Here is a 15,034-nt window from a genome sequence, read left to right as displayed (position 1 = left end):
AACATAAATAAAAAAAGCGATCAAATTGACCGCTTTCACATTACGAATAAGGATTATGGAACCTGTTATAACATTTCATACATACTGTGTGGTGGACATGATTGCCGTTGTCATCTTGATCCACTAAAGCGACACGGAAATCAAACCCCGTTTCGCAACCATACCAACATTCATCTTTAGGGATGTCCTCATCACATCTTAAACAGATTGCTATCTTTTCCATCTCGTCTGTCGAATATTCAACTATCCCCTGTCCCCCACAATCACAATCTACTAATGGGGTCCCCGTACCATTTCGGGAAAAACACACGTTTAGACATATTTTGGACACAATTTAACCGACTACCTACACGTTAAGGGAAATAGTCGGTTGTTCCTCCATATTCCCTTGGAATGATGTGGTGGATATCAAATCACTCCAATTGAATTTTGGATCCTTCTGCTTCGGATCTCCATAGGTTTGAATATATTTTTGCAATATACTCGCCCCGCAATATATTATCCCAAGGTACTCTTTGGTCAGCTGGAACTTGTTGCATAAGTGTTGTTTCTGGTGTGTACATGGTCTTATCGGAATATGGATCTTTATATAAGATTTGGTACGTATAATCCCCATCATGGCACTGTAGTGGATACCTCGTTTTTTCTGGATCATAGTACCTACAAGGATATTCAAATGCTTTCTTATTCGCCAGCAGTGACCCCCATGTTGAAGCTTTATTTTTCGGGTTCACGGAACTCACTTTTTACTGTGTAACATTTTCGTTCCTTTTTGGTACATGGACACACAACAAAACCACCATCTCTGGTGGCTGCTCTTTACTATTTATTTTTCAGTTTGGTTTCGAGTTTCATGGTTTACAATTAACCTGGTGAATTTGCTTCGAACGTGACGTTAACTCTCATATGTATCTTGGATTTTCCTGGGTTTACAAAGTAAAAACGATATTGATGCCCTTTTTTTGATGGAGCTCCGCCATAAGTCTCTATTTCTTTTGATTTCGAACAACTCACCGTTCCACTCGCGCTCTTATCCGTCACCCATTTTCCCTTTTTTAGTTCCTGCCAATAAATCTTCTGAGTGGAACCACCTTTACAATGTGTATAAATAGATATATGTTTATCGGTAGCTGTAAACGATTTAGTTGTTGCATTTTTGGTATAGGAAAACGTCTGGGTTCCTCCCGCAGCATTCACATCTGGAATTGATGTAAACACAGGAATAGTAGCTCCTGCCAAAAGAGCAGTGGCTAACAAAGTTTTTGTGATTTTTCTCATACTATCTCTCACCTTTCCATTAGGATGTATTGAATCTCCATTTACCCTAATACATTTCTATCTCTTCTGTCTGTGAGATTTTATAGGATATAAATTGCATTCACTATCTGCATATTATTATTAATACTAGCATCTTTTCCATACCTGGTATTACCCCTTTTAGATCTTGAACCAGCATCCGGCGACTGAGGGGTAACGCAACCATATAATGGAATCTATGTGACGAACTTATAAAAACAATCTCTAGGAATTAATAGCGGAAACTTTATTTAAATTTAAGGAGGTTCATATTATAATTTGATATAGCAATAAGCTACCCATCTGACCCTACAACCCCTGAAAGGGGATCACTATGGACAGGACTGCGAAGCCCGTGGAGACGGACTGGATCGCGGAGGCTCAGGGAAGCTGCCAAGAATGCCAAGGAACTTCTCGTGGCTGGATCGTTCATCCCCTCCGGCCACTGGACGGCATATAGCCAGCTGTGTCTCAAGCTCGCCGACCGCACCAATCCCCCGCAGAACACCGCCCGCAACGGCGAAGGTATCCAGTTGGACGACGAAGAGTAGGAAATACTCGACGTCTGGCCATTGATCGGGTCAGGGGTCCCCTCATAGGAAGGTACTTCTATGCCAGCGCGCTTTGAGCGTGCGCCTATGATGGGGAACCGTAAATTATATATTCTTATAGAAAAACCCTTAATATCTGTAAGTTAAGTCTAAGATATTAGGGGTTTAAATTATTGTGGTTAAAGTTATTTACACTGCAAAACAGTCCCCTCGATATTTGAATCGATTCCCTACCATTAGGGGGTATGGCAACCAAAAGGGGTACCAGGGAGATACGTGTAAAAATAGGACATAACCTAGGAATATTTACCAATGAACATGGAAAGCCCAACAAGGGTGTTTTTGCACAACGCCTCGAAAAGGTGGAATGAGAAAAAAGCAACCCTGTAACATTAGTACAAAGGTTACTTTCTGAATAGGAGAGACAAGATGACTAAATGATTATAAATCAAGGCTATTCTAGATCTACTTCGTTTCTACTTCCACTTCCACATCTGTATCCGATGGGTAATGTTTATTAAGATACGTAAGTGAATATAGACCATTCTTTTTAATCGCACCAGGGAACTTTTGATTGTTAAATAGGGTTACATTGGTTGTGGGATTATTGCTATTTTTTGAACATTTAATGGTAGCTTGAGCTACGGCAGTAAACATTCCTTTATCTATATGTGACAGGGTTATCGTCTGATCTGATCCCAGTTTATCATAACATATACTTGTTACTTTTATTTCTTTATCACCCTTTGCGATAAATTCCCCTGCTTCACGTCCCCCACCTGGGTAGGTGATATGCACATCCATGGAATCGGTAATGGTGGGGCCAACGAAATTCTTCATATAAAAACCAAATCCCATAATCAAAACCAGCGAGACGATACCAGAAATGATTACAGTACGAATAAGATTTTTTCGTTTTGCTTTCTTTAACAACTTGGTTACTTCTTGATTATTCATTCTGGTTTTCCTCCAATTTTCTCTTCAATTCCTTTCTCGCACGATAGAGCCATGTTTTTATTTTTTCTTCTTTTTCACCTAACATGTTAGCTATCTCTTTATACGATAATTGAACGGCATATTTTAGAATCAATACCGTCTGGTAGGTAGGCTTTAATTGATGTAACTGTTGGCGAATTTGTGTCTGTTTTTCGTTTCGTAACAACTTTTCATCGATTAACTCCTCAGTGACCACCAGGTTCAATGATTCCAGTGGGATATGTGCTTGTCTTTTTCGTTTACGGCAAAAGTCGTAATATCGATTAATAGCTACCTGAAAAAGCCATGACTTCAATTTACTTGGATGAATGGACTGATAAGAAAGTAAAACTTGATAAAAGGTATCCTGCACGATATCCTCTGCATCACTTCTGCTAGCCCCTAGCTTTACCAGATAACGAAAAAGGAACTTTCCATTTTCGATTAAAAGTTGTTCAAATTGATCATGTTGCATATCCATCTCCTCTTCCTAGTTATTAGACGAACAAGAAGTGATTTTGTATACAAAAAATATAAAAATAAAACACAAAAAAACAGTGATTCGATTTTTCACTGTTCTTGTTAGGCTTGGTGAACCGTAAGCAGACCTGTAATACGTGCGAGCGAACATTTTATGCGATCCCTCGAGAAAACTGCCCAGATTGTGAACCGATTCAGTAAAATAGTTCACTCTTAGGGACTAGCTCCGTAGTGGAGCAAAACGACCGATTGAATCTGTCTTTGGATGGATTCGTCGGTTGCTGCTTTTTTGGTCCATAACCAGCAAAAATCGATTGAGAGACAAAGACCATATAATGAAAATGATCCTACGAACCGAACTGCAACCTTACCACTATTTTGTGGTCTATCCTTCTACAAAGCGGTATTCGCTTCCTTCATGACTTAGATATCTTTCCAAATATGCTCTTTTCATCTTCTGGATCGAAATATCCTTCCGGCGTTCGAGGAATTTGCCAGAAAAAATTAAATATGCTTTATATCTGGTTGATCAAGGATCTACCATCACCGAAGCCGCTGAAAAAGCAGGAATTTCAAGGATGACATTATACCGTAGAGCCAAAGATGAACAAGAGGTTATTCAAGAGTAACAAAGATAACAGATGAAAATTTAAATATCTTCTGAGAGGATACATCATGAAAAGACAATGGGAAGTAGATGAACTGATCGAGCATTTCACTTTAATCGAGCCTGAAAAACAGTTGGTAGAAAACAAGTATTCTAATTCAAGACTTGGTTTTGCTGCTCTGATGAAGTTTTTTCAGCATGAAGCCAGATTTCCAGCTAAACCTAGTGATATTCCAAAAACAGTGATTGATTTTATCGCTAAGCAACTTAAAATTTCTTCAGCAATGTTTGATCACTATTCTTGGAGTTCCAGAACCTTGACGAATCATCGGAACGAGATTCGGAAATTATATGGATTTCGTGAAGGAACACTTCAAGATGAAACAGAGGTCACACATTGGTTGCAGGAGAAAGTATGGGACTATGCTGGGGAGTTTGAACCTTTAAAAGAAGCTTTCTATGCTGAATATAGGCGTAGAAAAATAGAACCTCCTACCAATGACCGGGTCGAACGAATGGTCAAATCTGCCCTTTGGAATCAAGAACAGCAATTTTACCAAGATACCTATCAAAAGCTCTCCCCTACTTCCATCGCACATATGAATGCACTGATGGAATCTTGGGTGGATATGGAGAACGAAGAGACAGGAGAGGAAAAAGAGGATAAAAACAAAATCACATTTCGCAAGATTACACTCGGACCAGGTCGAGTAAGCAAAGATACGTTACTTCTAGAGATTAAAAAGTGGAAAACGCTACATATGCTGGAGCTTCCAGAGGATCTATTCCACTCCCTCCCACCCAAAATATTAAAACGATATCGATTGCGTGCTGTTTCCGAAGAAAAAAGAGAGTTGCGTAGACATCAACCAGCAGTTCGATATACACTACTAGCCACCCTCTTTTGGTCTCGCATCAAGGAGATCACGGACAGCCTCATCGAACTTTTAATCACGCTGATCCTTAAGATTGATGCCCGTGCAGAGAAAAAGGTTAAGAAAGACCTCATTCTGGAAGTAAAGAAAGTACATAGCAAAAATGATATTCTGATCTCTTTATTAGAAGCAGCGTTACAGAATCCAGATGGAATTATAAAAGATATCCTATTTTCTGTAGTGGACACAAACACCTTAGAAAGCATCATTACCGAATTGAAATATAAGAAGTCGATCTATCAAGAAAAAGTATATTGGAAAATACGAAGCTCCTATAGTAGTTCATATCGATCAGCAGTGACAGAATTGCTAAAAACCTTGGATTTTCGTTCGAATAATCAACATCATCAGCCTCTTATTGAAGCCATTTAGTTGATTCGCAACTATGCAGGTTCTGCTTCCGTTAATTATGCTCTTGATGAGGATGTTCCTGCAAGTAAAGATATCATCCCTGTGAAATGGAGAGAGCACGTCATGGATACCGATTCCAAAGGAAATGAGAAAATCAATCGAATGAACTATGAAATTTGTGTCCTTCATGCTCTGAAAGATAAATTAAAATGTCGCGAAATTTGGGTAACAGGTGCAGATCGTTACCGAAATCCAGACCATCACCTTCCATCTGACTTTTTGAAACGACGAGAAGAACATTATGCTGTATTAAAACTTCCTTTGAATGTAGAAGAAAAGATCACGGAGTTACAAGAGGAGATGCATGAGAAGTTAACCATGCTCGATCAAGGGCTTCCTAAAAACGAAAAGGTATCGATTTCGGAATACAGAGGTGGGTGGATCTCCGTTGCGGATAGTGACGTACAACCTGAACCAAAACGCTTAGCTTATCTCAAACAGGAGATTGCTAACCGATGGTGGATGACCAATCTCACGGATATTTTGAAAGAAACGGATTTGCGGGTCGGTTTTACGGATCTCTTTCAAACATTAGCTACTTATGAGCGGCTGGATCGAAAAACCATTCAAAAACGGTTACTTCTTTGTCTTTTCGGATTAGGAACGAACACAGGCTTGAAACGGGTTTCTTCTGGCAATCCAGATGTGACCTATAAAGACTTGCTATACATCAAACGAAAATTATCTACAAAGATAACGTAAAGGCAGCGATTGAACACATCGTAAATGCCATTTTAGCGGATCGACGAGAAGAGATTTGGGGGAGAGGAACAACTTCTTGCGCATCCGATTCAACAAGAGTGGCAGCATATGATCAAAATCTAAGAACCCAATGGAACCCGCGTCAACGGGGACCAGGAATCTCTGTCTATTGGCATGTGGAGGGTAAGTCCATGTGTATTCATTCGTCCGTCAATACACCCAATTCTTCTGAAGTCGCTGCGATGCTTCATGGATTACTGAATCATAACACCGACAAAGAAGTCGACCGAAACTTTGTCGATACACATGGGCAAAGTGAAGTGGGTTTTGCTTTTTGCTATCTGCTTGGTTTTAAACTCATGCCACGACTAAAAAACATTCATTCCCAGAAACTGTACAGACCGAAGACTGGAGTCCATTATCCTCATTTACAACCTGTTCTTGTACAAAAGCCCATTGATTGGGATTTAATTCGCAGGCAATATGATGAAACAACTGCTTTACGATTAAACGTAGCAGACACAGAGGCCATCTTAAAGCAATTTTCAAAAAACAGCTCTCATCCTACCTATAAAGCCTTACAGGAGTTGGGGAAAGCGGTGAAAACCATCTTCTTATGTGAATACCTCCATGTGGAAGAAGTGCGAATCGAAGTCCATGCTGGACTTAATGTCGTAGAAAACTGGCATTCAGGGGGGGACTTTATCTTTTATGGGAAAGGGGGAGAAATCCAAAAAAATCAACCTCAGGAGCAAGAAATAGCCATTCTTAGCCTTCATTTACTGCAAAATTGCTTAGTTTATATCAACACGCTCAAAATCCAACATGTCCTGCAAGAAAAAGAATGGGCGGATCAGATGGCAGCAGAAGACTATCGGGCTCTCACTCCTCTTATTTACAACCATATCAATCCATACGGAGAATTTCGCATGGATCTGGATCAACGACTAGCTCTATAAGGGATCGGAAAAAGATTCGTTCCTTTTCGAGCCACTCAGTAGAACACGACAAAAACTGCTGAAGTGGACGAACGAAAAAACTTATAAAGTCTTTGCTTAGCGTTGTTTTTTATTTCCTTCACTATTAAAACTTCTATGATAAACTGTGGGTATTAGGTTTGCCTGCTCAAACATCAGGAGAACTCGTGTCAGTTTCAGGTTCTGAACCAATAAAGGAAATCCTAAACCGGGAAATCCACGCACCCATCGATGGCCCAACACAAGTTGTGGAAACCATCCATGCTTCTGGGCTCGGTCCAGACATGTATAGAGGTGCAAAAGAGAGGTTGGAGCACCAAGGCATTTCCTTGGATGCCCTCAATCTTAAAGGACACGGTACGACCCCAGATGATCTCCATGGAGTTCCATACCAAGACTGGGTAGATCAAATTGTGCAAAGGGTTCATTTCCTCCATGACAAGGGGAAGGAAATTGTCCTTGTTGGTGGATCCATGGGAGGACCCATTTCTGTGTTGTCGATTCTAAAGCTACAGGAGCTAGGAGTCGACGTCAAAGGTCTGGTATTCGTAAACCCAGCCTTTGAGTTGAGGCTCAGCACGATCGAAAACTGGTATGTCCATTACCTTGCTAGGTTTGGACGGTTCACCCCTTGGAGACAAGGAGTGAAAGACGGAATGGGATACCAAGAAGTAGAGTACAACAGGTATCCTGGTTCATTCGTCATCCAGCTAAAAAAACTGGGGATGGCCGCTTCTTTGGCGTTGTCAGAGCTGAAGGAGACATTTCATAACGAAATCGTTATGATCCAAGGTGAAAAAGACGAGATCGTTTCCGTTGAGAGAAATCGTCAGGTTGCACGTTTACTCGATGCAACCTACCGTCCAATTCCTCAAGGGACTCACGCTTTCGAAAAAGATGGCATCTATTTCGAAGTGGAGGCTCTGGTTATCGAAGAAGTTTCCAAAATGTTCAGGAGGTAAAACTAATGCGGCTACCCAAGTGGTGGCCGCCGAACGTTTCAATGGAATATAGCATCTTTGGGGATACTAACAGTTATTCTTTTTTATAGTTGGTGCAACCAGCTAAATTGAAAAGTTGCGGAAATGTAAACGTTTAAGAAAAAGCAAGGAAATAAATAGAAAAATACATAAAAGGTACTTAGATTTGATTTCATCTCATCTCTGTTCTAATCCCTAATAAAATATGTGCGGCCGGAGCCATGTAAACGAATTCGCATACATGACTTCGGCCCGTTGAGAAGGAAGTTACTCGTCCTTCTTCGAATCTTTCGCCCTCTTGATTGCAGAAACTGCAACTCCAGCTAGTCCGATGGTGCCTGCTGCAATGAAAGCTGGGGAATCACAAAGGGCACCCGCAATCACATCAGGAACATTGGCAGCTGCAACAACTGTGTGAACCGTTGGGCTCTTCAAAGCTTCCTGAATTTTCTTCTTGCTCATTTCAACCTCAAAAGGGTTATGTGAAGCCTTGTTACTCCACCATCTCATTATATTAGCATTAGACTTTAGGAGCAATAAAATACAGGTGTCTTTTCTCTTTGCTTACCTATTCACTGCTAGAACCTCGTCCTACTTGGGAACAATTTCCTTGATAGGATGGATGCAAATCGGGAGGCTCTAGTAAAGTCTCCAAACAGAACTAAATAAGACAGGATCCAGTTGTCTGGATTCCAAATAAAATATTCAATAAATTGTGTGATAGTGGTTTTGTTGTAGTTATGGAATTTTCTTCCGTATCAAAAATAGACCCTTTTTGTGACACTACCTATCCCTTTGAAACTAGCGATTACCATTATCTGGTCAAATCGCGCTTCGTGACACGGATGCTGGTTCTAGGCCTAGGAAGATACGTGTAAAAATAGGACATAGCCTAGGAATATTTCCCAAAGTGGCCCCTCAAGGGGTGAGTCCGAGATAACTCCAAATCCGGCACGATAGATAGAAAAAAATGTAAAAAAATACGAAAGGTCTTATATAGTCACCTTCCTAAGAATTCTCTTTAAATTCATTGACATAGAAAATAATACTGTCTATAATTTGATCAACTGATCAATAATTTATAAACTAAATCAAATATTATAATTAATGGAGGAAAGGCTATGAATCATTCACCTGCTGTACAAACAACGCTTAGAGAAAAACAAACCCGAAATATTTGGTGGCGCACTTCTCCTGCTCTTGGGTTGTTCTTTCTTGCTCCATTGGTTGGAGAATATCTGCTTGGTAATATCTCCATTAAACATATCGTGGGTTTGATCGTCTTAGCTCCAATGTACGGAGGGGGAGCACTACTTGTCCGCGAATTTGCACGCCGTTCAAAGCGGGGATGGCCAACTATTATGCTACTTGCTCTAGCCTATGGAGTAGCTGAGCCTGCTTTGTTTGACCATTCGCTTTTTAATATGTCATTTGATGGTCACAATATTCAAAATGAAACTTACATTCCTGTATTGGGTATTGATATCTCAAACACCATAGCTTTTTGTGTTGGACATGCTGTATGGAGTATTAGTATACCTATTGCTATTATGGAATCTTTTGTACCTAATCGAAGAACGACGCCTTGGCTAGGTAACCTCGGTCTATTATTCGTCGGGATACTATTTCTATTAGGTTCGTTCCTAATCTTCAAGGATCATTGGGAGACAGAACAATTTTTGCCTTCAGCAATGCAATTCATCATCTCGATTGTTATCATAATCAGTTTAATTGGTATTTCCTTTGCCATTCGTCCCTCTCCACGATCTCATAACGACCATCATGCACCGAATACGTGGTTAGTTGGAGTAGTGGCATTCATTGTCTCTAGTTTGTTCTTTGTTCTTGGAGAGAACTGGATGAGTGTTGTGATTAAAATTATGTTGATTGGAATGATGATCATCCTGGTTAAAAAATGGTCAAATTGTTCGGATTGGAATGGTCTACATCGTCTCTCTCTGGCAGGCGGGGCACTGCTCACTTATGCTTGGGGTGGCTTTTTATGTGCAACTTTAGTAGGCAATACAGGAATAGTTGATAGAATTGGAAATATAATTTTTGCTTGTGGCGCAGTAATTGTGCTTCTTATTGCTGTTAGACAAACGCATCAAGAAATATTCAAAACAAACAGAAGTACGATTTAATTTTATTAATCGAAGTTACTTAAAAGGAGTTTATATTTATGTCCAAATCTCTCCAGTATGATAACCAATGCACAGTCGTCGGACTAACACCAATGGAGCGTGTTCTCATATTGACAGTACCTCCCATTATAGGAATCGTTCTTGGATATTTCATTCCCGTAATTGCGAATTGGGCTAACCAGCTTCCATGGGTTCCTTTTCAAGGACCTATTAAACTAATTGCCTCTATAGAAGAGAAATGGGTTGTCATTATAACAGCAATTTTAGGTTTGATTGGGGGAATATGGCTTACTATAGCAGCATTTAGGGACACCCTTATTATCGTTATTACAAATGATGAAGTACACTTAAAAATAAAAGAGACTGTTCAAATCTTTTCTACTGCGGATATTACTTCTATCTTTCTAGAAGATAAAAAACTTGTCTTACTGGGGAAATCTGGTGTGGAGCTTGCGCGGGAGAATTATGACTCTTCCTCTGATAAAGTAGAACAAGCATTCATCATGCATGGTTTCTCCTGGTCATCTCAAGGTGATCCATATGATTCCGATTATCGTCCTTGGGTTCCAGAAACCCCAGAATTGTCTCCAATATTACATGCTCTTTTGAAAGCTCGCGAACAAGCATTGAAAAAGAAAGAGGAAGAATCCATTAAAGTATTGCATCAGGAAGCGAAAAAGCTTGGAATTGTTATCCGAGATAAAGGTTCACTTCAATATTGGAGAAAAATAGAATAAAAATAAGGAAGATAAACAATGGGAAATGAAAAAGCAGATGAAAAATCTACTTTCATTACTGAAGCAAGACGCAAACAAATTATTGAAGCGGCTATAATCACGTTGAATGAAATTGGCTACGTCAAATCAAGTTTGGCACAGATCGCAAAGAGAGCCAAAGTCAGCACTGCTTTAATCTCTTATCATTTCCGAGACAAAAACGATTTGATGAACGCTACGTTATTACAACTAATAACAGATAAAACTTCTTACATATTGGAAAGAACACAAGCAATATCAACGGTCCGTGATAAATTACATGCTTTTATCAAAACTAGTATTACTTATCATAGTGAACGGTCTACATACAATACAGCACTGATTGAGATCGTATTCCATGCCCGAACACCTGATAATGTACCCTATTACAAACTGAACGATGATGAAGATGATCCTCTTTCAAACGAATTACAACAAATCTTGTATGAAGGACAGTCAAAAGAAGTATTCTGCAAGTTCCATGTTAGCGTGATGGCAAGCGCAATCCAAGGATCGATTGACGAGTATTTATTCAATGGAAAACTAAATAGTAAGGTTGGCCTAGAATTGTACAGTATGGAGCTTATAAGATTGTTTGATAGAGCAATTGTGAACAAATGCTAATTAAAAATATGATGGATTGATTACTAAAAAAATTCAAGATTAAAAGCGGTGATCATTTGATCGTCGCTTTTAATCCCTAAGGATAAATCCAACAGTAGAGTTTTTACCGAATTTTATTGATAAGAAAAATGGTAGGAATACGTCAAGAATTACTTCTCTTTTGGACCACTTATGAAAAAGCAATTCATAACAGTTACGAATCGAGAAATGAAGGGTCGTTCTGGACATATAAACATCTATGTTTGTGTGTTTTTCTATTAAACACCTTCATTACGTGTACAGAAAGATACAACTTTCTGTACACGCTGAGCAGGAAAGAAAGATTAACAAAATCTTTCTTTTTTTGTGTTCACAAACCGTGTAAAGTTATGTATGTTCAGATTGATATACCTATTTAAGTTATTTTACACAAGAGAGAAGGAACAGGATGAAAGTAGGATATGCTCGTGTCTCTACGGTAGATCAAAATCTAGATCTTCAATTGGATGCGCTAAAGGCATATGGTTGTGAACAGATCTTTCAAGATAAAGTAAGCGGGGTGACAGATAAACGAAGAGGATTAAATGAAGCCCTTCAATATGTTCGTTCTGGGGATACCCTAGTGGTATGGCGTTTGGATCGCTTAGGACGAACCATGCACCATTTAATCCAAGTAGTTAATGATCTGAACGAAAGCGGTATTAGTTTTCATAGTCTTCAAGAAAATATTACGATGAATCGTTCCAATGCAACTGGACAACTGATGTTTCACTTATTTGCTTCTTTTGCAGAATTTGAGCGAAATCTGATTCGCGAGCGGACAGACGCTGGTCGGGCTGCTGCACGTGCAAGAGGGAGGTTAGGTGGTCGCCCAGCGAAATTTGGGAAGAAAGAAGAAGAAATGATCAAAACGCTTGCTTCTAACGGAACTCCGATTAAGGATATAGCCGAAATGATGGAGATTTCTCGTACCACTGTATATCGCTATTTACATAAATAAAGGGAGTTTGTTATGGCATCTATTGAGCGAACAGCATATCCCAGATTTAAACGAAATCTATCCAAAAAAGAACTGCAACACATCTATACTCCATCCTCAGAGGAAACATACTTTGTGCATTCTTTTGCACGAGGTTCAAAATTCTTATTGAAAGCAATGGTATTACTGAAAACTTTTCAAAAATTAGGATACTTCCCAAAGAGTCACGATATCCCTTGTGTTATCATGGAACATATTCGAGATTGCCTGAACTTGCCTACTGATACACCTGTAGATATGGGGCCTTCTAGAGTAACTCGTAAATACCAGCAAAAGATTCGATCGTATTTTCAAGTTATCCCAAATGGAAAAGAAACACGTCCCATTATGATCAATATTTTAACCGAAGCAGCTAAGGTGAAAGATCATCCGCCAGATCTGATTAATATCGCAATCGAAGAGCTGATTAAGAATCGCTGTGAGTTGCCGAGCTTTCGTGTTTTAGATGAGCTGGCAGGTGAAATCCGAAGGAAAGTCAATCAAGAATTATTTCAGCAAGTATATGATCAGTTATCCAAGGAACAAATAGATACGCTCAGCGAACTACTCCTAAAAAGTGAAAACCAACATTACAGTGACTATAATCGCTTGAAAACACTACCCAAGAAGCCTACGTTAAAAAAACTACAAAAACACATTGATTATTATAGTTGGCTTCAATCGCATGGCAGTATGACTCCATTTTTAAAAGGAATTGCGCCATCTAAGGTTCAATATTACGCAGCGGAAGCAAAATCACTGGATGCAGCCGAATTAAAGGATTACTCAGAACCCAAGCGGATTACCCTTCTTGTTTGCCTTATTCATCAGGCTCAAATCAAAACCAAAGACCAGTTGGCGGAAATGTATCAAAAACGGGTGGGAGCTATACACAAATCTAGTCAACAAGATCATAAGGACATGAAGGAGAAGAAGCAAAGCGAACTAGAAGATTTGGTTTCTATCTTTCATGATGTTCTGCTAGCAATGTCTAGTGAGAAAACCAATCATGAAAAAGTGAAAGAAACGATTACTTCTTATGGGGATGTTCAAACCTTGTTAGAGAAATGTGAAAACGTTGCTTCGATAAAAGGAAATAACTACTATCCTTTCATTCAAAACCATTACAAGAAAAATCGATCAACCCTTTTCAAGCTTGCTGATCTGTTGCAATTCACCTCTACTTCTCAGGCTCAATCGTTGTTGTATGCACTTGCGTATATTCAAGAAAATAAACACAAACGGGCAGATTGGCTCCCCGACGAAATGGATCTCTCTTTTGCCAATGATCATTGGCGAAGAATGATTCGTGTCAAACAAAGGATTGGTGGTTGGCTCCTTCATCGCAGACACTTAGAAGCTTGTGTCTTCTCCTGTATAGCTACTGAACTAAAATCAGGAGATGTTTGTGTTCCAGATTCTGAAGCATATGCAGACTATCGAGAGCAATTGCTTCCTTGGGAAGAATGTGAGCCTTTAATCCCAGCATACTGCCAAGAGTTAGGTTTTCCTGAGAATGAGGTGGATTTTGTAAAAGGATTGAAATCATGGATGGCCGAGGTCTTCCAAAAAATAGACAACGAATTCCCAGAGAATGAACATGTTAGCATCAACGAAGCAGGAAAACTGATATTAAAGAAGGTGAAGAAACGGGCGTATAACAAGACATTGAAAGAATTAGAGGAGAGGATTAAAGAAAGACTTCCCGAAAGAAATCTAATGGATATTCTATGCAATGTAGAACACTGGGTAAATTGGTCCCGTCATTTTGGTCCTGCCTCTGGCTCTGATCCAAAGCTAAAAAATCCCCGTGAACGGTATATCTTAACTACTTTTGCGTACGGATGTAATTTAGGACCTGTTCAAGCTGCTAGACATATGCGGGAGGATGTAACCGGAAGTGTTCTCTCTTATACCAATCAAAGGCATATCACAGCAAAAAAGATTGATCAAGCAATGAAGGACCTTATCAACCATTACCATCATGGATTTGATTTACCTACGCTGTGGGGAACAGGAAAATCCGCCGCTGCTGATGGTACTCCCTATAATATTTATGAAGAAAATCTCTTAGCCGAATATCATATTCGCTATGGAATCTATGGGGCAATTGCCTACCATCACCTGGCTGATAATTACATCGCCTTGTTCAGTCATTTTATTCCTTGCGGGGTATGGGAAGCCGTTTATATATTGGATGGCTTACTAAAAAATGAATCCGATGTGCAACCAAATACTCTTCATGCAGACACGCAAGGGCAATCGACACCTGTGTTTGGTCTATCTCATCTTTTAGGTATCAAACTCATGCCACGAATTCGGAATTTCAAAAAACTTACCTTCTTTCGTCCAAGCCCGGAAACGAAGTATAAACACATCGACTCTCTCTTTAGCGAGGCGATCGATTGGGATTTAATCCAATTGCATTGGAAAGATCTTTTCCGTGTGGTTCTCTCCATCAAACATGGCAAAATATCTTCAGCCATGTTGTTACGAAAGCTAGGGAACTATAGCAAAAAAAACAAACTCTATCAGGCATTTCAGGAACTAGGACGTGTGATTCGTACCATTTTCTTGCTCCAATACATTGCAGATATCCA

10 protein-coding genes and 2 pseudogenes are annotated in these 15,034 nt (G+C 39.6%); 8 read left to right on the top strand and 4 right to left on the bottom strand.

Translation table 11 applies throughout. The features are described 5' to 3' along the window. Positions 1-864 precede the first annotated feature (864 nt). The 3 genes from A3GQ_RS0119795 to A3GQ_RS0119775 all read right to left on the bottom strand — a co-directional run bounded on the left by A3GQ_RS0119795 (position 865) and on the right by A3GQ_RS0119775 (position 3,297). Entirely contained in the window at positions 865-1,278 is a 414-nt protein-coding gene (locus A3GQ_RS0119795; protein WP_028778534.1) for a hypothetical protein, read from the bottom strand. Between the two features lie 1,034 nt (positions 1,279-2,312). Next, positions 2,313-2,804 (bottom strand): hypothetical protein, encoded by a 492-nt coding sequence (locus tag A3GQ_RS0119780; protein ID WP_028778533.1) that lies wholly within the window; start codon positions 2,802-2,804, stop codon positions 2,313-2,315. Beyond that, the gene (locus A3GQ_RS0119775; protein ID WP_028778532.1) at positions 2,797-3,297 is read right to left on the bottom strand and encodes an RNA polymerase sigma factor; all 501 of its coding nucleotides are present in this window, start codon (positions 3,295-3,297) and stop codon (positions 2,797-2,799) included. The genes A3GQ_RS0119780 and A3GQ_RS0119775 overlap by 8 nt, the downstream gene beginning before the upstream one ends. Positions 3,298-3,799: 502 nt before the next feature. Between A3GQ_RS0119775 and A3GQ_RS26410 the strand changes: the two are divergent. The 3 genes and pseudogenes from A3GQ_RS26410 to A3GQ_RS0119760 form a co-directional block, all read left to right on the top strand. After that, positions 3,800-3,931 (top strand): annotated as a pseudogene (locus A3GQ_RS26410) (helix-turn-helix domain-containing protein); the annotation flags it as partial. A 46-nt stretch (positions 3,932-3,977) separates the two neighbouring features. Continuing rightward, a pseudogene (locus A3GQ_RS28550) lies at positions 3,978-6,916 on the top strand (Tn3 family transposase). Between the two features lie 185 nt (positions 6,917-7,101). Beyond that, positions 7,102-7,896: an alpha/beta hydrolase gene (locus tag A3GQ_RS0119760; protein WP_028778531.1), complete on the top strand. Its 795-nt coding sequence runs from the start codon at positions 7,102-7,104 to the stop codon at positions 7,894-7,896. A gap of 285 nt (positions 7,897-8,181) precedes the next feature. Here the strand turns inward: A3GQ_RS0119760 and A3GQ_RS0119755 are convergent, their stop codons facing one another. Further along, complete coding sequence (locus tag A3GQ_RS0119755) at positions 8,182-8,376, bottom strand: hypothetical protein (RefSeq protein ID WP_169818315.1); 195 nt, start codon at positions 8,374-8,376, stop codon at positions 8,182-8,184. A 659-nt stretch (positions 8,377-9,035) separates the two neighbouring features. Here A3GQ_RS0119755 and A3GQ_RS25060 point away from each other — a divergent pair. From A3GQ_RS25060 to A3GQ_RS0119730, 5 genes are all read left to right on the top strand, one after another. Continuing rightward, positions 9,036-10,058 (top strand): hypothetical protein, encoded by a 1,023-nt coding sequence (locus A3GQ_RS25060; RefSeq protein ID WP_051272150.1) that lies wholly within the window; start codon positions 9,036-9,038, stop codon positions 10,056-10,058. A 38-nt stretch (positions 10,059-10,096) separates the two neighbouring features. Next, positions 10,097-10,795: a YqeB family protein gene (locus A3GQ_RS0119745; RefSeq protein ID WP_028778529.1), complete on the top strand. Its 699-nt coding sequence runs from the start codon at positions 10,097-10,099 to the stop codon at positions 10,793-10,795. Positions 10,796-10,813: 18 nt separating this feature from the next. Beyond that, positions 10,814-11,437, top strand: coding sequence for a TetR family transcriptional regulator (locus A3GQ_RS0119740; protein ID WP_028778528.1), 624 nt, complete (start codon positions 10,814-10,816; stop codon positions 11,435-11,437). A 427-nt stretch (positions 11,438-11,864) separates the two neighbouring features. Continuing rightward, positions 11,865-12,416: a recombinase family protein gene (locus tag A3GQ_RS0119735; protein ID WP_028778527.1), complete on the top strand. Its 552-nt coding sequence runs from the start codon at positions 11,865-11,867 to the stop codon at positions 12,414-12,416. 12 nt (positions 12,417-12,428) lie between these two features. Beyond that, the coding region (locus A3GQ_RS0119730; protein ID WP_028778526.1) for a Tn3 family transposase at positions 12,429-15,034 on the top strand (2,606 nt) is incomplete at its 3' end.

This window comes from Shimazuella kribbensis DSM 45090, from assembly GCF_000428065.1.
GTDB lineage: Bacteria > Bacillota > Bacilli > Thermoactinomycetales > Thermoactinomycetaceae > Shimazuella > Shimazuella kribbensis.
The sequence above is the reverse complement of the archived record's forward strand: the minus strand, read 5'-3'. Positions and strand labels throughout refer to the sequence as shown.

What these genes read in the sequence shown, in the direction of transcription:
- A3GQ_RS0119795 (WP_028778534.1), bottom strand. Translation starts at nt 1,278, where the DNA reads ATGAGAAAAATCACAAAAACTTTGTTAGCCACTGCTCTTTTGGCAGGA.
- A3GQ_RS0119780 (WP_028778533.1), bottom strand. Translation starts at nt 2,804, where the DNA reads ATGAATAATCAAGAAGTAACCAAGTTGTTAAAGAAAGCAAAACGAAAA.
- A3GQ_RS0119775 (WP_028778532.1), bottom strand. Translation starts at nt 3,297, where the DNA reads ATGCAACATGATCAATTTGAACAACTTTTAATCGAAAATGGAAAGTTC.
- A3GQ_RS0119755 (WP_169818315.1), bottom strand. Translation starts at nt 8,376, where the DNA reads ATGAGCAAGAAGAAAATTCAGGAAGCTTTGAAGAGCCCAACGGTTCAC.
- A3GQ_RS25060 (WP_051272150.1), top strand. Translation starts at nt 9,036, where the DNA reads ATGAATCATTCACCTGCTGTACAAACAACGCTTAGAGAAAAACAAACC.
- A3GQ_RS0119745 (WP_028778529.1), top strand. Translation starts at nt 10,097, where the DNA reads ATGTCCAAATCTCTCCAGTATGATAACCAATGCACAGTCGTCGGACTA.
- A3GQ_RS0119740 (WP_028778528.1), top strand. Translation starts at nt 10,814, where the DNA reads ATGGGAAATGAAAAAGCAGATGAAAAATCTACTTTCATTACTGAAGCA.
- A3GQ_RS0119735 (WP_028778527.1), top strand. Translation starts at nt 11,865, where the DNA reads ATGAAAGTAGGATATGCTCGTGTCTCTACGGTAGATCAAAATCTAGAT.